15 protein-coding genes, 1 tRNA gene and 2 pseudogenes are annotated in these 18,846 nt (G+C 39.5%); 9 read left to right on the forward strand and 9 right to left on the reverse strand.

The window, feature by feature from the left end; all coding sequences use genetic code 11:
• Positions 1-94 precede the first annotated feature (94 nt).
• Positions 95-364 carry a hypothetical protein gene (locus tag HED61_RS07425; RefSeq protein ID WP_219645572.1) on the reverse strand — a complete coding sequence of 90 codons (270 nt, stop codon included), beginning with the start codon at positions 362-364 and terminating at the stop codon, positions 95-97.
• A gap of 183 nt (positions 365-547) precedes the next feature.
• Positions 548-907: a hypothetical protein gene (locus HED61_RS07430; RefSeq protein ID WP_131732135.1), complete on the reverse strand. Its 360-nt coding sequence runs from the start codon at positions 905-907 to the stop codon at positions 548-550.
• A 745-nt stretch (positions 908-1,652) separates the two neighbouring features.
• Between HED61_RS07430 and HED61_RS07435 the strand changes: the two genes are divergently transcribed.
• Positions 1,653-1,859 (forward strand): hypothetical protein, encoded by a 207-nt coding sequence (locus tag HED61_RS07435; protein WP_113849956.1) that lies wholly within the window; start codon positions 1,653-1,655, stop codon positions 1,857-1,859.
• 122 nt (positions 1,860-1,981) lie between these two features.
• Here the strand turns inward: HED61_RS07435 and HED61_RS07440 are convergent.
• From HED61_RS07440 to HED61_RS07455, 4 genes and pseudogenes are all read right to left on the reverse strand, one after another.
• Positions 1,982-3,785 (reverse strand): annotated as a pseudogene (locus HED61_RS07440) (glycerophosphoryl diester phosphodiesterase membrane domain-containing protein).
• Positions 3,786-3,911: 126 nt separating this feature from the next.
• Entirely contained in the window at positions 3,912-4,511 is a 600-nt protein-coding gene (locus tag HED61_RS07445; protein ID WP_003127844.1) for a TVP38/TMEM64 family protein, read from the reverse strand.
• 249 nt (positions 4,512-4,760) lie between these two features.
• Positions 4,761-5,234: a threonine/serine exporter family protein gene (locus HED61_RS07450; protein ID WP_003127845.1), complete on the reverse strand. Its 474-nt coding sequence runs from the start codon at positions 5,232-5,234 to the stop codon at positions 4,761-4,763.
• On the reverse strand, positions 5,231-5,989 hold the full coding sequence (locus HED61_RS07455) for a threonine/serine exporter family protein (RefSeq protein ID WP_171918038.1): 759 nt from the start codon (positions 5,987-5,989) through the stop codon (positions 5,231-5,233). Before HED61_RS07455 ends, HED61_RS07450 begins: the two co-directional genes overlap by 4 nt.
• Positions 5,990-6,273: 284 nt before the next feature.
• On the opposite strand from HED61_RS07455, the pseudogene HED61_RS07460 reads away from it, so the two are divergent.
• The 3 genes and pseudogenes from HED61_RS07460 (at position 6,274) to HED61_RS07470 (ending at position 7,437) form a co-directional block, all read left to right on the forward strand.
• Positions 6,274-6,840, forward strand: a pseudogene (locus HED61_RS07460) (TetR/AcrR family transcriptional regulator).
• Between the two features lie 82 nt (positions 6,841-6,922).
• A tRNA-Ser gene (locus HED61_RS07465) sits at positions 6,923-7,010 on the forward strand.
• A gap of 265 nt (positions 7,011-7,275) precedes the next feature.
• Entirely contained in the window at positions 7,276-7,437 is a 162-nt protein-coding gene (locus HED61_RS07470) for a hypothetical protein (RefSeq protein ID WP_003127848.1), read from the forward strand.
• 95 nt (positions 7,438-7,532) lie between these two features.
• Here HED61_RS07470 and HED61_RS07475 read toward each other — a convergent pair whose 3' ends face one another.
• On the reverse strand, positions 7,533-7,682 hold the full coding sequence (locus HED61_RS07475) for a hypothetical protein (protein ID WP_003127849.1): 150 nt from the start codon (positions 7,680-7,682) through the stop codon (positions 7,533-7,535).
• A gap of 367 nt (positions 7,683-8,049) precedes the next feature.
• Here HED61_RS07475 and asnB point away from each other — a divergent pair, with 367 nt between their 5' ends.
• Positions 8,050-9,945 carry an asparagine synthase (glutamine-hydrolyzing) gene (asnB, locus tag HED61_RS07480; RefSeq protein WP_208775203.1) on the forward strand — a complete coding sequence of 632 codons (1,896 nt, stop codon included), beginning with the start codon at positions 8,050-8,052 and terminating at the stop codon, positions 9,943-9,945.
• Positions 9,946-10,038: 93 nt separating this feature from the next.
• On the opposite strand, the gene HED61_RS07485 is transcribed toward asnB, so the two are convergent.
• Positions 10,039-10,842, reverse strand: a complete 804-nt coding sequence (locus HED61_RS07485; RefSeq protein WP_003127852.1) for a Cof-type HAD-IIB family hydrolase — start codon at positions 10,840-10,842, stop codon at positions 10,039-10,041.
• 267 nt (positions 10,843-11,109) lie between these two features.
• Here HED61_RS07485 and HED61_RS07490 point away from each other — a divergent pair, with 267 nt between their 5' ends.
• Positions 11,110-12,549 carry an NCS2 family permease gene (locus HED61_RS07490; protein WP_219645573.1) on the forward strand — a complete coding sequence of 480 codons (1,440 nt, stop codon included), beginning with the start codon at positions 11,110-11,112 and terminating at the stop codon, positions 12,547-12,549.
• A gap of 239 nt (positions 12,550-12,788) precedes the next feature.
• The gene (locus tag HED61_RS07495; protein ID WP_005472097.1) at positions 12,789-13,991 is read left to right on the forward strand and encodes a multidrug efflux MFS transporter; all 1,203 of its coding nucleotides are present in this window, start codon (positions 12,789-12,791) and stop codon (positions 13,989-13,991) included.
• A 47-nt stretch (positions 13,992-14,038) separates the two neighbouring features.
• Here the strand turns inward: HED61_RS07495 and HED61_RS07500 are convergent, their stop codons facing one another.
• Positions 14,039-14,221 carry a YjzD family protein gene (locus HED61_RS07500; protein ID WP_003127855.1) on the reverse strand — a complete coding sequence of 61 codons (183 nt, stop codon included), beginning with the start codon at positions 14,219-14,221 and terminating at the stop codon, positions 14,039-14,041.
• Positions 14,222-14,370: 149 nt separating this feature from the next.
• On the opposite strand from HED61_RS07500, the gene dnaE reads away from it, so the two are divergent.
• Together dnaE and pfkA are read left to right on the forward strand one after the other, a co-directional pair.
• On the forward strand, positions 14,371-17,679 hold the full coding sequence (gene dnaE, locus HED61_RS07505; protein WP_171918034.1) for a DNA polymerase III subunit alpha: 3,309 nt from the start codon (positions 14,371-14,373) through the stop codon (positions 17,677-17,679).
• 168 nt (positions 17,680-17,847) lie between these two features.
• Complete coding sequence (gene pfkA / locus HED61_RS07510; protein ID WP_003127857.1) at positions 17,848-18,810, forward strand: 6-phosphofructokinase; 963 nt, start codon at positions 17,848-17,850, stop codon at positions 18,808-18,810.
• The last annotated feature ends 36 nt before the right edge of the window (positions 18,811-18,846 follow it).

Raw genomic sequence — 18,846 nt, forward strand, 5'->3', positions numbered from 1 at the left:
CTTTTTATACTTAATAATTTTTATTTTTGTACAAAAAAGCACAGCGTATTTACACACACTGCGCAAGTGAAACTATGTTTCTACATCGTAATCATTATAGCACATTTAACGTCCTATTTAAAGACTCATATTCAATCATAATCTTCGTCTTACCAATCACCGAATACTTCTTCACAACAAACTGCTTCCGATCATTATACTCGCCAGCAACTACTATCTGCATCCCTTCGTCCACATCTGCTAAAAAGTTCAAACTATGTGCAGCAATCAAGCAGTTTACATTATCCAGCGAGAAACGCACCAAAGGGATCTTGCTCATCTTCAACACTCGTATCTTCGAAACCACACCTTTCAATGATTTCATGGTGATCGCCTCCATATGGTTGTATAAAATATCTAGTATTTGTTTTTCCTAAAGTCATGCCTACATAAAACTCTACGCATCTGGTACCAAATAAACATTCTTGCGACTCAGAAATGCTGTCTGGAAACTCTCCTAGAAACTCGGAGTAGGAGATGTACCCTTGCTCATATTGACTAATTACATTCATGAGAGATCAAACCATTTCAGTTCTCCTTGGAAAAATTCTACATTTCGAATTTCCTCATATTCAACGAGAGTAGAATCAACGTAAATTCCTATTTCATTATGCCCGGAAAGGCGGCCTACAATGTCCGGCATGAATTTGTCATTCTGGGTGTAGTTAAGCTGAACAGCAATCTTTTTATTTTTCAAAATAGCCTCTTGTAGAAATTCTCCAATCTCTTCAATTTCCATTTCTGGTTTAGGCGGATAAGTGTAAGCTCGTTCCTCTTCAACTTTATTTACACTTGTTGTATGTTCCGATAAAAAGAATCCTATCCATTTTAATTTTTTCCGGTCCTCGTAAGGTTTAATCATTCCCATAATTATCACTCCTCACGGAAATTATACGAACGTTTGTTCGTTTTGTAAAGCGAACAACTCTTTAAATTGTAACGTGAGAACCAGTAGAAAAGATGAGAATTTTTGGTGATAGTTTCGGTGATAGCGAAAAGAAAATATCGAAATGATAGAAAAGAAAAATTAGAGGGGAAACGTTGATATAATGGTATTTTTAAAATAGAGAAATACTAGAAAAAGGGTAGAATGTATAAGAAAAACATGTTCGCCTTACTTGGCAAGCCAGGTTTTGAAGAGCTTGCAAAAGAATTGAACGAACGTCTATAATTTATCGTTCTAACTAAAAAGAACCAGTCCTCCGATCATTCTTCTGAGGGCTGGTTTTTCATTTATATAAGCGGATGGTTCAGAATAAGGACGCTTATTCATTTAACCATAAAATGACCGTCACAATAGGACATTGATTTGTGGTCTTTAGGAACAGTTAACCAATCAAGGAGTCATCAACGATTTTCCTTTAAACCAATCAATAATGCGACTGTCAAGAGACCAAAAATACATGTTTGGATTACTGGCATTCTGTTCATCTCCTTTCCTTTATGTTACTAGGACTTTCTGGAAGATGCACGAACACATCAGTCATAAGAAGCGAACGATTTTGTCATCTTGTCTGCGGAAATAAGTAGGTGCCAAATTTATCATAAAAGCGCTTGCATAAATCGGTATTTTTGTTATTATATTTTTAGAAAAGAAGTTCTGAGGTGGTAAGATGCTAGATATTGAAATTGGAAATGCCTATGTGTGTCAACCTGTTGGGGCAAAAAAATCGCTAGTCGGTGTAATTGAGAAGCTGTATGAGCATACGGCTCTTGTGAAAGTGACCGATTATGAGATGGAGGATCAATCCATTGTATTGGAGTGCAATCAGCGGATGTTGGTAAAATTTGATAAGATTACCGCAGTGGCTGTGGCTTAATAAAAACAAGACTGGAACTCGCTAATAAAAATGTATTATGTCAGCATGCTGAAAAGTCAGCTTGTAGGCACTGATTCATCTTTATTGACTAGAGTCCAGTCTTTCTTTTTAGCTGGCGTGAATTAGCCGACGCCGATCACAAAGTTCAGTAGCTTATCTGAGTAAGTCATTTCATCGGTGGACTCACTGAGGGTTTGGTTCAAAATATCCATCCGATCGGTAATGATGCCGTCCACACCGTAGAACTGCATCCGACTGATCTCGGCATCATCATTTGGAGTCCAGACAAAGACATCTTTATGATCCGTTTTAGCAGATGAAACAAAGTTGCGGTTGATCGTACTATATTCCATCGTTAAAAAATCAGCACTTGTTAATGGAGGGCCAACGATGTTGAAGGGCATGATATACCCAGCAGTTAGTTCCGGAGCCTCTTGTTTCAATTCTTCCACTACATTATAGGTCAAGCTTTGTAGAATATGTTCATGTTCGGCTAGATTTTCACGGTAGCGTTCAAGAAATGAATGGACTAATGCTGTCGTATCTTTTTGTTGTGTCTTGATTTCTACTAGCAATTTCTGATTCAACGAATTCGCTAAGGATAAATAGTCATCAAATGTAGCAATCGGAGCCGTTTGTCCATTTTCAGAGACGGTTAATTTTTGTGCTTGTGCCAAAGTTGATTGCTCCGGTTTCTGATTGAAGCCAGTCAACGCTTTAAATGAAAAATCGTGATAAACAATGAAATGACCATCGCTAGTTTGTTGAACATCCATTTCAACGTAATCAGGATGGTAGTTCTCACTAGTGAAGCGCAGTGCTTCTAATGAATTTTGAACGCCTTGACCATTGCTGACGCCGCGATGCGAGATCGTCAATGGTCGAGTATTAGCGGCAGAGGTCAGATAATTCATGTTGTATAAACTTACTCCTACCCCGAAGAAGACGGCTACTACAGTAATCAAAGAGGCTTTTAGTCGTTGAAAATTTCTTGCTGGCAATGGTTCTTCACTGAACCATTGTGGTATCTCAGGTAAGAAACCTTCATCGTCCATAAAATCAACAATGATATAGAAGATGGCAACGGTAGACAAAATGATATTCAACAACAAAACGAGTTGAAGGAGCGTCATAATGAAGACTGCTGAATACAGCGCATAGTCAGCGAAAAGTTCTTCAATGATCGCTTGCAGGATAATCAAAAAAGTAAATCCTACTGTTGAAATGAATAAGATCGCGCCGCCAATAAAGACAAATTGACCAACAATCGCAAAGAAACGGCGTTTCGTTGTCTGCAAACTTTCTCGAATGGCCTGTCGAAAAGGAAGGTCACGTAAGATCATTTCTGGTAAAGCAAAAATCACACGAATCCCTAGATAAATCAAAAGTAAGTAGCCAAGAACCACGGCTCCGATAATCAATACACGATTCGTAAAGATGAAATCCATGATAAAAGCAGGGATTTTCACTTTAGAGAGCAAATCTGAGTTAAAACTTAGCCCGCCAATTGGCAAAATCAAAAAGAAATAAAACAAGAAAAACAAAAAGGTCATGGGGCGTAATTTGCGAATTTGTAAAAATGTCATTCGCAACAGCTGTCGCAATCGGACCGGCTGCTTTTTCTTGATGAAATAGACGCTCAGCAGCAGGAATGTAAACTCAAAAAAAAACTGCTAATAAAATCAACAACAAGATTAGAGAGAGCGAGAATAGAACCATTGGATGCTCTGTAAAAATACTACCTATATTGTCGAAAGATAAATAGGCTAATCCCCCACGACGCAGGATAAATTTTGTTGAAGAAGAAAGCAGTGGGATAACCAAAAAAAGCAAGAAACCATGCATTAGCAGAACATCTCGAAAATAAGCATCGCTTGCCTTTAGAAAATCCCAAGTGTTGATCAAACTATTTTTTAGATATTTCATGTTGTTCATCCTAACTCTAGACTATAAAAAACCGAACTATCGTGTTTGATTCCTGTAATGAAAGGAATGACCACCATCTATAGTTCGGGAATTTCCTGTATTTATTTTTGCTATTAAGCCCGGCACTTAGCCGCCTAATAGCCCTGTTAAAAACGTACCGCCATAAATCAATGCCATACTATATAAGAAAATCGATAATGGTTTTGCCAATAAAATGATCAAAGTGAATTTCTTGACTGAAATATTCGTTAGTCCAGCCATCAAACACAAGGCATCATCCGGTGCTACCGGTAAAAAGATAGCAAGTGCAAAGAGTTTTTCAAATCGACTTTGGTTATCCAACCAGCCAATATATTTATCATATGTTTTATCACTTATCATACTGAGGATAAATGGTTTACCATATCTTCTGCCAAGCAAGAAGATGATCACTGAACCAATACTAATGCCAACATAATTGTAGACAAATCCAAGATATGGTCCAAAAATCAAGACGCCAGCCGCACTGGATATCCCACCAGGAATGATCGGAATTACAACTTGTAAAATTTGTAGCAACATGAAGATGATTGGTCCCAAAATAACAGAGTTGCCTACCAAACCACGCAGTGCATTAATATCTTTAAAGACACCTAGATTAATGAAGTAAATCGTTAAGGCAATAGATAGCCCTAATCCTATAATTGATATCGTATTAATGATACGACGAGAAGTGGCGATACTCACAGACTTTCATCTCCTTTATTCGTTTCTAATTCCACTATACGTGGTGTAATTAGAAAAATCCAGCAAAATAAATGACATTCGTCAAACAAATTTGTAAGATTTGATACCCTTATTATAAAAGAAGAATAGCAAGAAGGCATTGTACTAAAGTCTGAAATAAGAAAAATTTAGCAATTCATGTACAAATTATCACGAGTGATCGATAGGCAAGTTGTTTTCATCTCTAGTTATTGCTTTCATTTTTTATATTTATTTCCTAGTTGTCTCCTCTTTATCAAGTCGTGCTCTTCGTTTGTTTTGCCAACTTGCGATGGTCTTTTCAACGACACTCGTCATCATAAACCCGCCCGCGATTGCTCCTGCAGTGATCAAAACAATCATGAGGTTCTCTAATCCCAAAAGGTTATCTCCCAAGGCAAATTCACGAACAGCTTTATAAGCCGGACCACCGGGGACCAAGGGAACTAAACTAGGAATATTGAAGATGATCATGGGCATTTTCTTGCGTCGTGAAAAAAAGATGCTGACACAGCCAACTGCAAAGGCAGCATAAAAATTGGCACTACCAATGCCATGACCCATTTCATGCAGCTGCCAATAAATCATCCATCCAACAGTTCCAGCGATCCCGGTTGCAATCAATGCACGTTTCGGTATATTTGTTAATATGCCAAAGGTGACGGTACTTAAAAAACTAAAACAGACATGAATCAAAATGGTCATGATAACCCCCAAAACAAGGTGAAGACTGTAGCGATTCCTACGCCGATTGCGGCTGCAGTAAAGATAGCTTCAGTTCCTCGCGCAGTTCCACTGATCAGATGGCCAGCTAGAATATCACGAAATGAATTTGTGATGGCCACTCCAGGAACTAACGGCATCACGGCACCAATGATCAGGTTGTCAACATTTCCCGCCAAGCCCCCGCGAACAGATAGGATCGCTAAGCAGCCAATCACTAAAGAGGCGACGAACATATCCAAAAAGCGGATATCAATCGCTTTTTTCACCCAGAGACCTGTAATGAACCCGATGCTGCCAATGAAAAAAGTAACAATGAAATCAGACCAATTGCCGCCAAAAATAATCATTAATGTACTGCTGACCACTCCAGCACTCAATACTTGTAACCAGAGAGGAAAGCTTGGTGTGACTTGATTGATCTCTTTAAGAGATGCATACAACTGCGGTAATGTGATCTGTTTTTCTGCGAACGACCGGGAAAGCCGATTGACGGCCACTATTTTCTCCAAATTGATCACACGATCATGAACATTTTCAACTTGAGCGTAGTGACTGCTTCGTAATCCCATAAAGATGCCTGTAGCGGTCACATAACTGATACTATTGGCTTCGCCAGCGTTAGCAGCGATACGATTCATGGTATCTTCGACTCGATAAACTTCGGAACCATTCTCCATCATGATTTTTCCTGCCAAGAGGCAAGTTTCTAACAATAACTCATTTGTTTCTTGCATTTTAACGCCTCTCTATCTTGAAAAGTAATCCTCCTATTAGTTTACCTTTTTCATTCCAATTCAACAAGAGAAGTATCCGGTGAGTTAAATAACTAATAATAAAGAAAATATCTTATTTTTTGAAAGCAACCATTTTATTTAAATTGGTAAAAAACTTCACAAATAGCGGTGTGGATATAATTGTAGAACAATTCAGACAGTTATAAGATAACGAAATGAGTATATTGTTTTTCAATTTGGAAAATCTCGGTTACAATTAGATAAAGGAAAAGGGGGATTTATTGATGCGAAGAAAGGTCTATACAAGAGAACATATTTTGAAGGCCGCGTATGAGTTGATCAATAAAGAAGGATTTGGCAACTTTACCGCCCGAAATATAGCAAAGCAAATGGGGATTTCAACACAACCGATTTATTTGGAATTTGAAAACATGCAGGATTTGAAAAACACTTTAGTTGAAGCGGTCTTCAAAGATCTTTCAGAAAACGTGTTTCCTGTTGAACGGACTGGTGATAAAGTCATTGATTAAGGATTAAACTACATTCACTTCGCACAAGAAAAACACAACTTGTATATTGCTCTTTTCGTAGATGACTATGGCGGAGGGAAATTGATGCACGATTTTTCGTCTGATTATTTCAAAAAATTGATCAAGTCCGAACCAAAGTATGCGGATCTATCGGAAGAAGCGATTACAGCCTTGCACAATGGTGCTTGGATCGTTGTTACCGGCATTGCTTCATTGATGTCAGCTGGAATCATTACGCCAACGGAGGAACAAATCATTAAGGTGATCGAGGAAACGATCACTGGGATTTTAGATAGAACAGACATTTTTATTTTTCAATAATAACGAATCTGCAACCATTTTTTCGGATGGATTGCAGATTTTTTCTTGACTTTTTCTGAAAAAAGTAGAAAATAAACGTTATGGAGAGTTGGCAGAGTGGTAATGCAGCGGACTCGAAATCCGCCGACCCGGTTCATCCCGGCGCGCAGGTTCAAATCCTGTACTCTCCTTACAGTAACGCTTTGAAGCGTTTGGCCTATCCTTGGTGATAGGCTTTTTTTGTTTTGTAAGTAAAGACATGGGGAGGAGGGGCCCGAGGTATGAGAAAAGCATCGTACACGACTCATAAAATTTAATTAATGAGTTGATTAGTTGATTCAGGCAAGCAGTGAGAGCTTAGGAAACGAGTTTTGATAATGTCATGCCATTGCTTCTTTTTTTGAACGAAATCGATTAAACTAGAAGAAAGAGAACAAGAAAGCAGAAGGTGATAAAATGGCTGAGTTTGAAAAAGATTATGTCATGCGCCAAACGAAATTAGCTGTTAAGGGACTATCCGTTTTTTTGAAGGATGAATCAGTAGATGAGATCATGCAGTTGGATGAACAGCAGAGTGGACAAAAGAAAGAGCCAGAAGAGGAAAAGCAGTTGGAGTAGCTGTTTAATTTCATAACAAAACAAGAAAGCACCTGCTATTAGTCCTAGCGAGGTGCTTTCAGTACGAATCGGTATCCTTCATTTGGATGAACTCCTTATGCAGTTTTAGTCAATTCTTGTACAGCTTGTTCGATCGTCACACCAGTTGCAAAACGGTTAGCATCTTTTTTATCAAAAACGATAAAAAGGTTCAGTTTTGTATCTAGAGTAACTCGATATTGTAGTTCTGTGTTATAGAATGTCATAGTCATTCTCCTTTCAGTGTTATTCGTAACGAAAGGCAACGGTTAAGTTGATAACGAAATTCCATGATCAGAATAACACGTTGCTTGGCGTCTGTCCAATAATAACTGAATGGTAGAGGAAGTTTACTAAAAATTTATTAAGGAGAACAGAAGTTATCTAAAAAAATCAAATAACAAATTTGTAAGGAAGCTCCTCTAGTGTCTGAGTAAAAAGCGGTATGAAGCGGTTTTGCTTGAAAAACTCTTTTTGTTGGGTTAAATATTTAATTTATTATATTTTTTTTAAATTTAATTTTACTCAATTTATGGTAAGATAAGATTTGTTTCAGGGAAAATGAAAAAGGAAAATGAAAATGGATGTGAAAATATGTGCGGAATTGTAGGTTTCGTTAATACTAAAGACCAAAAAGCCGAAATCATTGAACAGATGATGGATCGAATCATTCATCGCGGTCCTAATAGTTCTGGAAAATTCATTGATGACCAAGTTGCTCTTGGCTTTCGGCGTTTATCGATTATTGACTTAGAAGGCGGTACGCAGCCTATTTATAATGAAGATGGAACGAAAGTAATCATTTTTAATGGTGAAATATATAACTTTCAATCTTTAAGAGAAGAATTGATCCAAGCTGGACATGTCTTTACGACTCATGCAGATACTGAGGTTCTTCTTCATGGGTATGAAGAATGGGGAACTGATTTATTGCAAAGAGTTCGCGGCATGTTTGCTTTTGCCATTTGGGATCGCGAAAAGCAAGAACTCTTTGGGGCAAGAGATCATTTCGGAATCAAACCTTATTATTACGCGGAAATGAATGGTACATTCATGTTTGGTTCAGAAATCAAGAGTTTTTTACCACATCCAGATTTTGAAAAAGAATTGAATAAGGATGCCTTAAAACCCTATTTGACTTTTCAATATTCGCCACTAAATGGCGAGACTTTCTTTAAAGGCGTTTATCGCTTACAAGAAGGTCACTATTTTACTTATAAAAATGGCGTCATGGACATTCATGAATATTGGGATGCAGACTACAGTCATAAAGAAAACTATAGCAAAGAAGATTGGGTCCAAAAAATCGATGATACCGTTCAAGAATCGATTGCTGCACACAAAATCAGTGATGTAGAAGTAGGGTCATTTTTATCAAGCGGTGTCGACTCAAGTTATGTTGCCGCTGTTCTGCGTCCAGATCATTCTTTCTCAATTGGATTCGATGACAAGACCTATAATGAAGCAATTGAAGCTAGAAAATTGACCAAGATGCTGGGATTGAACAATACAGCAGCGGTGATTGATGGCGAGATGTCCTTCAACGCTTTTCCACTGATCCAGTATCATTTGGATGAGCCCGACTCCAATCCGAGTTGTGTCCCGCTCTACTTTTTAGCTAATCTCGCCTCGCAACATGTTCGTGTTGTACAATCTGGTGAAGGCGCAGATGAATTATTTGCCGGCTATGCTGCTTATGGTTGGCATACGAACTCCAAGATGATTCGTGTATTTGCTCAAGGATTGAAAAAATTACCTAAGAATATTCGATTCAAATTAGGCCGGACAATTGGTAATATGAGAAACTTCCATGGACGAATTCATCTCTATGAAGCCACCGCACCTGCAAAAGATTTCTTTATCGGGCAAGCACTGGTCTTTGAAGAGCAAGAAGCCACTGAGATATTGCATCCAGACTATACTAGTGGTCCATCAGTGGCGGAAATCGTCGCCCCATACTATGAAAAAGTCAAAGATCTTGATGAAGAAGTCAACAAAATGCAGTATTTGGATGTTCATCAATGGATGCCCAAAGACATCTTATTAAAAGCAGATAAGATGTCAATGGCTAGTTCTTTGGAATTACGGGTGCCATTACTTGATATTGAAGTCATGAAAGTAGCACAGACGATTCCGACAAAATATTTGATCAATCAGTACAATACAAAAGATGTCTTTCGTCAAGCAGCAAATCGTCACCTCCCAACAGAATGGGCCAATCGGGAAAAATTAGGTTTTCCGGTCCCTATTCGGGCATGGCTGAAAGAAGGGACTGGTTACAAAACCGTCAAAGAACTATTTACAGCGGATTTTGCTGCAAAATTCTTTGACCAAGAAAAGATTTTGCAATTATTGGCTGATCATCGCGCCGGTAAACAAGGACTTCAACGGAAAATCTGGACGATCTACACTTTCTTGACCTGGTATAAAGTATTCTTCATTGATGAAAAAATTCCTAAGGCAGAAACAATCATTTACGAAACAATTTAAAAACACGAGGACAGATGTAGTCCCTCTAAAGTCCATTTTCATACAGACTTTGGAGAGGAGAGACATCGAATCCTCGTGTTTCTTTTTGTCTTTTTATAGGGCTAATAAATTTTCCAAGTAGTCAGCTAAGCCGTCCTCGGCATTGGTTTTATCCGTTACATCATTGGCAATAGATTTTAATTGTGCGGTTCCATTTGCCATAGCCACACCCCAGCCGGCATATTCCAACATTTCTAGATCATTGTGTTCATCGCCAAAGGCAATAATATTTTTGGGATCAATCTTCAGATAATCGGAAATCACTGATAGACCTAATGCTTTATGGACCCCTTTTGGAACAATCTCCAAAATTGCATGAGGACCGCCCCATGTACGGACATCAACCGTGTCATTGAATTGATCGTTGATTCGTAGAGCAACAGACTCAGCGAATTCATTTTGTGTTTTGACCAATAAAGAAGTCGGATCAGATTTCATGTTCTTCAATAAGTTTTCTTCAGTGATACTATCGGAAGAAAAGAAACGCTGATCAAAGCCTTCAAGTTGATCGATAAAAAAGGTTTCCCGATTTTCTGCAGCAACAAAATCTAAGTTCAGGTTCTCTTTTTGAGCCATTAGTTCAAAAGCGATTTCTTTTGACACAGAGAATTCTGTTTCATTTGCCCATACTTGACGAGGTTTGTGTACCAAACCTCCATTAAAATTGATCATAGGTGTTTTTAGGGCTAATTGACGATAAAACTGATCACTCATTCGAAAAGGACGACCGGTTGCGATGGTCACATAATGTCCAGCTTTCGTTGCTCGTGTCAAAACATCAAATGTCCGCTTTGAAATTTGGGACTCTGTATTTAAAGTAGTGCCGTCTAGATCGATGGCAATTAATTTTTTGTTCACTCGACTCGCTCCATTCTCTTTTTCTAGTTGTTTAAGTGTAACACATTTTACTGATTTCACAAGAGATGAAAGGGGGATGGTAAGTTTCTGGAAAAAATCAGCTTCTTGATAAAACACGAACGTTCGGATAAAATATTTGGTTTTTGTTAATTTTTTTATTGTGGAATAGGGGGGATTCGCCTATAATTTGTAATTGTTCGATGGAAAGTGCAATTATTCTTTTCTTTTCAGAAACACTAACTAATCTTGTAGGAGTGAACGATTTACATGGAAAAGTTTTTCAAATTAAAAGAAAATAAAACAACTGTTTCAACAGAAGTGATGGCTGGGGTAACCACCTTCTTTGCAATGAGCTACATTCTTTTTGTTAATCCTTCGATTCTTTCCGCATCTGGTATGCCTTTTCAAGCAGTCTTTCTGGCAACCATCATTGCCTCTGTCATTGGAACGCTGGTCATGGGTCTCTTTGCAAACGTACCGTATGCGCAAGCACCAGGAATGGGATTGAATGCCTTCTTTACCTTTACAGTTGTCTTTGGGTTAGGCTATTCTTGGCAACAAGCATTAGCTATGGTCTTTATCTGTGGTGTGATCAATATTTTGATCACGATCACTAAAATTCGTAAATTGATTATTCATGCCATTCCAGAGAGCATGCAACATGCCATCGGTGGTGGGATTGGGATCTTCGTTGCTTACGTTGGGTTGAAAAATGCCAATCTATTAAGTTTCAGCGCGGATACTGCAGCAGTTACTGGATCAACTGTTGATGGTGATACGATTGTTAGTGCTTCATTTAATGGAGGCATCGTGCCGGCACTCGCTAACTTTAATAATGCACCAGTTATCTTGGCAATCATTGGCTTGGTTTTAACAACGTTATTAGTGGTTAAAAACGTCCGAGGAGCAATTATTATCGGTATCTTAGGGACAACGATCATTGGTATTTTGATGGGTGTGGTCGATTTAAGCACGATTGATTGGCAAGGAAACTCTTTGGGAAGTTCAATTAATGAACTTGGAACAACTTTTGGCGCTGCGCTTGGCCCAGAGGGAATGGGTTCATTGTTTAGTGATTCTGCTAAAATTCCTCAAGTGATCATGACGATTATTGCCTTTAGTCTTTCAGATACATTTGATACTATCGGCACATTTATTGGAACAGGGCGCCGTACTGGAATCTTTTCTCAAAAAGACGAAGAAGCGTTGGAAGATAGTAAAGGGTTCAATACAAAGATGGACAAAGCCCTTTTTGCCGATGCAATTGCAACTTCGATCGGTGCGATCTTTGGAACATCTAATACCACTACTTATGTTGAATCAGCTGCCGGGATCGGTGCTGGGGGACGAACAGGATTGACTTCAGTGGTAGTAGCAGCTTTGTTTGCCATTAGTAGTTTCTTTTCACCATTGATTTCCGTGGTCCCTGCTCAAGCAACAGCGCCGGCATTGATTTTAGTCGGTGTGATGATGCTCGCTTCATTTGCGGATATCAATTGGTCGGATCTTGAAGAAGCAGTTCCAGCATTCTTTGCTTCGATCTTTATGGGACTTTGTTACAGCATTTCTTATGGAATCGCAGCTGGTTTTATCTTTTACGCAATCGTTAAAGTCGTAAAAGGAAAATTCCGCGAAGTATCTCCAATTTTGTGGGTCGTAAATATTCTCTTTATTTTGAACTTCATTATTTTAGCTGTGATCAGCTAGTACCAATCAATAAAGAGCACTGATTTCTGGTCGTGCTTTTGACAATGAACTATCCAAACTATAACGGATTCTTTCTTTGGTCGATGAGCTGCTTTATGTGGGCTGTAAAGAACAAAGAAGGCGAAATCGGTTGTAGTGGGGATAGTTTTATTTTGTAGACAGATCACACAATCTTCTGTCTTTTTTAATTTTACTATTTTAAAAAATGCGGTATAGTTTAAGAGAAAGAGGGTTTTGACATGAAAATTGATTGGAAACGAAATCTCCTAATTTCTTGGATTGGCTGTTTTTTTACTGGTGCAAGTTTTAGTTTAGTTATGCCGTTTATTCCGCTATATATTGAAGAGTTGGGGGCGCCAAAAAGCCAAATCGAGCTGTTTTCAGGTCTGGCAATTTCAGTGACTGCGTTTGCAGCTGCAATCATTGCGCCGGTTTGGGGAAATTTAGCAGATCAGAAAGGTCGCAGATTGATGATGATTCGGGCGGCTGCTGGTATGACAGTCACCATGGGCTCATTAGCCTTTGTACCGAATGTCTACTGGCTATTGATTATGCGCTTCTTTACGGGGATCCTTTCGGGTTATATTCCAAATGCGACAGCATTGATTGCTTCTCAAGCCCCGAAAGAAAAGAGCGGCTGGGCACTAGGAACCTTAGCAACCGGAGCTATCGCCGGAAACTTGATCGGGCCTTCTATGGGTGGTGCTTTAGCACAGTGGTTTGGTATGAAGAATGTATTTATCATCACAGGGGTCGTTCTTTTGATCACATTGCTGCTAACGATCTTTTTGGTTCAAGAAGATTTCGCACCTGTTGAAAAAGGGGACCTTCTATCTGTCAAAGAAATTTTTGGACAAATCAAAAACCTACAACTATTGATTGGCTTATTTATTACTTCATTGATCCTGCAACTTGGTGTAACAAGTATCAGTCCAATTTTGACTTTATATATCCGTGATCTAAGCGGCAATACAGGTAACCTTTTATTTGTCAGCGGATTGATCGTATCGATTGCCGGTGTTTCAGCTATTATTTCTTCGCCAATATTAGGTAAAGTAGGGGACCGCTACGGAAATCATAAAGTGTTATTAGGAGGACTACTGCTTTCATTCCTTTGCTTTATTCCAATGGGCTTTGTTACGTCACCATTCCAATTGGGCGTTCTACGCTTTCTTTTGGGCTTCTCTACTGGTGCGTTAATGCCATCGATCAATACGTTGATCAGTAAAATCACCCCAATGGAAGGTGTTAGTCGAATTTATAGTTACAACCAAATGTTTTCTAACTTTGGACAAGTGCTTGGTCCAATGGTCGGTTCAACCGTTGCCCATAGTTTTGGCTACCCAGCCGTGTTTTGGGTAACCAGTGCGTTTGTCTTTTTGAATATTTGTCTTTCTACATTTAATTTCCGTAAAAATTTTCATAAGCACGATCTCAGTTGAAAAGAAAAAAAAACCAGTTACAATGAAGGTAACTGGTTTTTCTTCTATTAATGACTTGTCTTTTTTGGCGAAGGTGCAATCAAACCAAGAAGGATAATTAGTACACCTGCTACCAAAGAGATGATTGAGGTCAATTGGAAATCATAAGTAGCTCCCGCTAGTGAGCTGCCTAGATAGCCGACAACTTGGCCTAAGATAAATGTCCAAAATAATGTTGCTAAGTAGCGCATGACGACACCTCTTTTCTGCGTATCTTGCTTTTCGACTTTAGTTTATCACAAAAAATTTCAATGTAAAGATTTTCACATTTTCATTTATTCTTTTCAAATTAGAAATAAAGCAGAAACAAACGGAATTATCATTTTCGGAGGGATTTTCTATGTATCATCAATTGACAACCTTAAGCGCGTATTCCTTACTTCAAAGTACGATCAAAATTCCTCGTTATATTGCTGCTGCCAAAAAAGCTGGTTATAAAGTTTTGGGGCTGGCAGATCACAATGTGTTATATGGAGCCTTAGAATTTTATCAGCAATGCCAAAATGCCGGAATCAAACCTGTGATTGGTGTATTATTCGATTGCACGTTTGGCACGTCCACTATGCGTTTTCCATTGTATCTTTTTGCAAAGAATCTATCAGGCTACCGATTATTGATGCGCCTTTCCAGTGAGAAAATGATCAACGGTCATTTGGATCTATCTGAATACTTAACGTTACCAGATCTGTTTGGTATTTTGCCGCAAGGGCAAGGTTTCTCTCCAGATCAATCGGAAGACTTGGCACAGCTTTCTCGAGCATTGACAGACTTTGTCGCTCGTTTTGATCAAAAGAGTCTTTTCCTGGGTGTTCAAAAAGCAGCGGCAACGCCAGAAAGAGAGTGGTTTCAACAGCACGGTCTTGAGCTGTGCGCTTATCAACCCGTAGCAGCATTGGAACAAGCAGAACTATTTGCTGTTCAAGTCATGGAACATATTAAGAACGGTACTCAGATCGAAGATTTTCGTAAAGCGAAGGAACAATCTTCCGAAACGTATTATTTAGAACAGCCTGCGGAACTGATTCAGGCATTTGGAGAGAATTCAGAAGCATTGGTAAATAATCAGCGAATTGCAGAAGAATGTACTCTGACGATTCCTCTCCATCAACGTTTGCTCCCGCATTTCCCTTTAGAAGAAGGGGAAAATGCGGCTGATTTTCTTAGAAAACTGTGTTTTGAAAAGTTGTCTGAACGTATTACGCAGGTCACAGATATTTACCGTCAGCGTTTGGATTATGAACTATCCGTTATTCATACAATGGGATTTGACGATTACTTTTTGATCATTTGGGATGTGATGGATTTTGCTCACAAGAACGAAATTGTTACCGGCGCAGGGCGGGGCTCAGCAGCAGGTTCATTAGTAGCTTTCGTATTAGCCATCACCGATGTCGATCCAATTGAATATGACTTGCTGTTTGAGCGTTTCTTGAATCCCGAACGCTATACTATGCCCGATATCGATTTAGATATTCCTGATAACAGACGTGATGAGATTTTGCATTATGTCCGTCAAAAATATGGTCAGGAGTACATGGCGCAAATTGCTACTTTTGGAACGATGGCGGCCAAAATGGTGCTGCGGGATGTTTCACGAGTGTTTGGTTTGTCACAAAGCGAAGCCAATCGCTGGTCAAAAGCCATTCCTAACGCATTAAAAATGACATTGGCTTTAGCTTATGAACAATCCAATCAATTACGAGAACTGGCTACCTTCAATGAACGAAATGAAACGATGTTTGCAGTGGCTAAGGTACTGGAAGGATTGCCTCGACATGTTTCCACCCATGCAGCTGGTGTGGTGATCAGCGACAAGAATCTCTTGGACCTAGTCCCCCTTCAACAAGGAAGTGATGAGATCCTCTTGACTCAGTTCACAATGAATGATGTGGAAACAGTGGGATTGTTAAAAATGGATTTTTTAGGATTACGGAATCTTTCAATCATTGACAATACTTTAAGAGGGATCAAGCGAGTTACAAATGAAACAGTTACCCAGAAAGCTATTCCTTTAAATGACCCAGCTGTGCTGCGACTATTTCAGCAAGGCGATACTGCCGGAATCTTTCAGTTTGAGTCAGCGGGGATCAGAAATGTTTTGCGAAAACTTGGACCTGAAAGTATCGAAGATATCGCAGCCGTCAATGCGTTGTATCGGCCAGGGCCTATGCAAAATATCGATACGTTTATTCGACGGAAAAAAGGACAAGAAAAAGTCGTTTATCCGGATGCTGCTTTAGTGCCGATTTTACAAAATACCTATGGAATCATTGTTTATCAAGAACAAATCATGCAAGTTGCTTCTAAAATGGCAGGCTTTTCTCTTGGTCAAGCAGATATCTTGCGGCGAGCCATCAGCAAAAAGAAAAAAGACGTCCTAGATGAAGAACGGCGCCATTTTGTTGAAGGAGCCGTAGCCAACCATTTTTCCGCGGAGAAAGCAGAAGAAGTTTACGATTATATTGAGCGTTTTGCCAATTACGGGTTCAATCGTTCTCATGCGTTTGCCTACTCATTTATCGGCTTCCAAATGGCGTATTTAAAGGTACATTATCCAGGACCATTTTTTGCTGCATTATTGCACTCGGTTAGGAATAATCCAGGTAAATTAAAAGAATATTTGAATGAAGCGACTCGGTATGGTGTAACAATCTTACCGCCGTCCATCAACAAGAGTGGCTATAGTTTCTATCTTCAATCGGAAAAACAGATTCGTTTTGGCTTTAGCAGTGTTAAAGGAATACGTAGAGACCTGATTCAAGATATTTTAGATGAACGAAAGGAGAATGGAACATTCTCCTCCTTAGATCAATTCCTGTTGCGCCTGCATCAAAAGAATAACAAATGGCTGAAAGAAGATTATATCCGTCCGTTGTTAAGTATTGGTGCGTTTGATGAATTGGTCACTAATCGGAAGCAAGCACTTATCCAATTAGAAGGGAAAATCCAAAATATCACCTATAGTGGCGGCAGTCTCGATTTGTTAGAGACAATGGCTCTCAAAGAAGCCGAAGTCGCTGATTATGACTTAGAGCAAAAGTTAGCGTTGGAAGAAGAATATCTAGGGGTTTATTTATCAGGTCATCCTGTCCAACAATATCAGAAGCTGCAACAGTTGAAGCAGACGATAGCAATCGCTGACTTAGTTCCCAACGAACGTGTCCGGATACTATTTTATGTGCGTCAAATTCGAGAAATCCGTACAAAAAAAGGAGAGCAAATGGCGTTTCTTGAAGGAACAGATGCTAGTAAAGAAGTCTCAATCACTGTTTTTCCCACATTGTATCGTCACATACGATCTGACGTTGCAGAAAACGCCGTCTTGTATGTTGAAGGAAAAGTGGAAGTAAGTCGTTACAATGGTGAAATACAACTGATTGCTGATAAAATAGAGCTAGCTGAAAAAGCGCAAGCACAGCTAACAGATCAAACGTGTTATCTGAAGATCACACGTGATGTTGAGACGAACCATTTGCAAGAATTGTCGCAGTTGCTGAGAAAGCATCGAGGACGGGTTCCTGTGGTGTTGTTCTATGAAAGCAACGGGAAAAAAGTGTTGCTGACGGAAGAGAACTGGCTAAAAAAAGACGAAGAAATGGAAAGAAAGCTTGGGCACTTGTTGGGAGAGGAAAATGTTGTTTTCAAGTAATTTTCCGAAAACGTTAAATTTTACTTACACTTTTTTCAACTTTTTCCCACTATTTCAAGACATTTCTCTGGAATAATGGTAAAATACTACTCGTGGTTATTACTTGAAAAGTATCAAATAAGGGAGTTCCAATTCCCTAAACAAATCTACTAATGAGGTGAATGGATAATGAAACGCATTGGAATTCTAACCAGTGGCGGCGATGCGCCGGGGATGAACGCAGCGGTTCGGGCAGTTGTAAGAAAGGCTATCTTTGATGGGCTGGAAGTATATGGAATCAATTACGGCTATGCTGGTTTGGTAGCTGGAGATATTCGCCGTCTTGATGTGGCAGATGTAGGTGACAAGATCCAACGAGGCGGTACATTCTTGTACTCTGCGCGCTATCCTGAATTTGCGACACAGGAAGGTCAGTTGAAAGGGATTGAACAACTGAAAAAATTCGGTATTGAAGGGTTGGTCGTTATTGGTGGCGACGGCTCTTATCATGGTGCGATGGCTCTAACACGCCATGGTTTTCCGGCGATCGGTATTCCAGGAACGATTGACAATGATATTCCTGGGACGGACTTTACTATCGGTTTTGATACAGCAATCAATACAGTATTGGAATCAATCGACCGAATTCGTGACACTGCAACTTCTCACGTCCGGACATTCGTAATCGAAGTAATGGGTCGTGGTGCAGGTGACATTGCGCTTTGGTCAGGAGTTGCCGGTGGGGCAGATGAGATCATCATCCCAGAACATGACTTTGATATGGCCGTTGTTGCGAACCGAATTCGTGAAGGACGGGACCGCGGTAAGAAACACTGCTTGATCGTCTTAGCAGAAGGCGTGATGGGCGGAAACGAATTTGCTGATAAATTATCTGAATATGGCGATTTCCACACGCGGGTATCGATTTTAGGACACGTTGTTCGTGGCGGATCACCAAGCGCAAGAGACCGCGTTCTAGCAAGTAAATTTGGTGCTTACGCAGTTGAGTTGCTTCAACAAGGCAAAGGCGGATTGTGCATCGGTATCGAAAACAACCAGATGGTTGCTGCAGATATCATCGAAACGCTTGAAAACAATCGTCACAAACCAGATATTTCTTTATACGACTTGAACAAGGAAATTTCCTTTTAAGTTTAGGAAGTATGAAACGCAACAGTAATTTTGTAA

Origin of the sequence: Enterococcus gallinarum (assembly GCF_021496385.1) — a bacterium.
Taxonomy (GTDB): Bacteria; Bacillota; Bacilli; order Lactobacillales; family Enterococcaceae; genus Enterococcus_D; species Enterococcus_D gallinarum.

What these genes read in the sequence shown, in the direction of transcription:
- pfkA (WP_003127857.1), top strand. Translation starts at nt 17,848, where the DNA reads ATGAAACGCATTGGAATTCTAACCAGTGGCGGCGATGCGCCGGGGATG.
- HED61_RS07425 (WP_219645572.1), bottom strand. Translation starts at nt 364, where the DNA reads ATGAAATCATTGAAAGGTGTGGTTTCGAAGATACGAGTGTTGAAGATG.
- HED61_RS07455 (WP_171918038.1), bottom strand. Translation starts at nt 5,989, where the DNA reads ATGCAAGAAACAAATGAGTTATTGTTAGAAACTTGCCTCTTGGCAGGA.
- HED61_RS07490 (WP_219645573.1), top strand. Translation starts at nt 11,110, where the DNA reads ATGGAAAAGTTTTTCAAATTAAAAGAAAATAAAACAACTGTTTCAACA.
- HED61_RS07430 (WP_131732135.1), bottom strand. Translation starts at nt 907, where the DNA reads ATGGGAATGATTAAACCTTACGAGGACCGGAAAAAATTAAAATGGATA.
- dnaE (WP_171918034.1), top strand. Translation starts at nt 14,371, where the DNA reads ATGTATCATCAATTGACAACCTTAAGCGCGTATTCCTTACTTCAAAGT.
- HED61_RS07450 (WP_003127845.1), bottom strand. Translation starts at nt 5,234, where the DNA reads ATGACCATTTTGATTCATGTCTGTTTTAGTTTTTTAAGTACCGTCACC.
- HED61_RS07435 (WP_113849956.1), top strand. Translation starts at nt 1,653, where the DNA reads ATGCTAGATATTGAAATTGGAAATGCCTATGTGTGTCAACCTGTTGGG.
- HED61_RS07500 (WP_003127855.1), bottom strand. Translation starts at nt 14,221, where the DNA reads ATGCGCTACTTAGCAACATTATTTTGGACATTTATCTTAGGCCAAGTT.
- HED61_RS07470 (WP_003127848.1), top strand. Translation starts at nt 7,276, where the DNA reads ATGGCTGAGTTTGAAAAAGATTATGTCATGCGCCAAACGAAATTAGCT.
- asnB (WP_208775203.1), top strand. Translation starts at nt 8,050, where the DNA reads ATGTGCGGAATTGTAGGTTTCGTTAATACTAAAGACCAAAAAGCCGAA.
- HED61_RS07475 (WP_003127849.1), bottom strand. Translation starts at nt 7,682, where the DNA reads ATGACATTCTATAACACAGAACTACAATATCGAGTTACTCTAGATACA.
- HED61_RS07495 (WP_005472097.1), top strand. Translation starts at nt 12,789, where the DNA reads ATGAAAATTGATTGGAAACGAAATCTCCTAATTTCTTGGATTGGCTGT.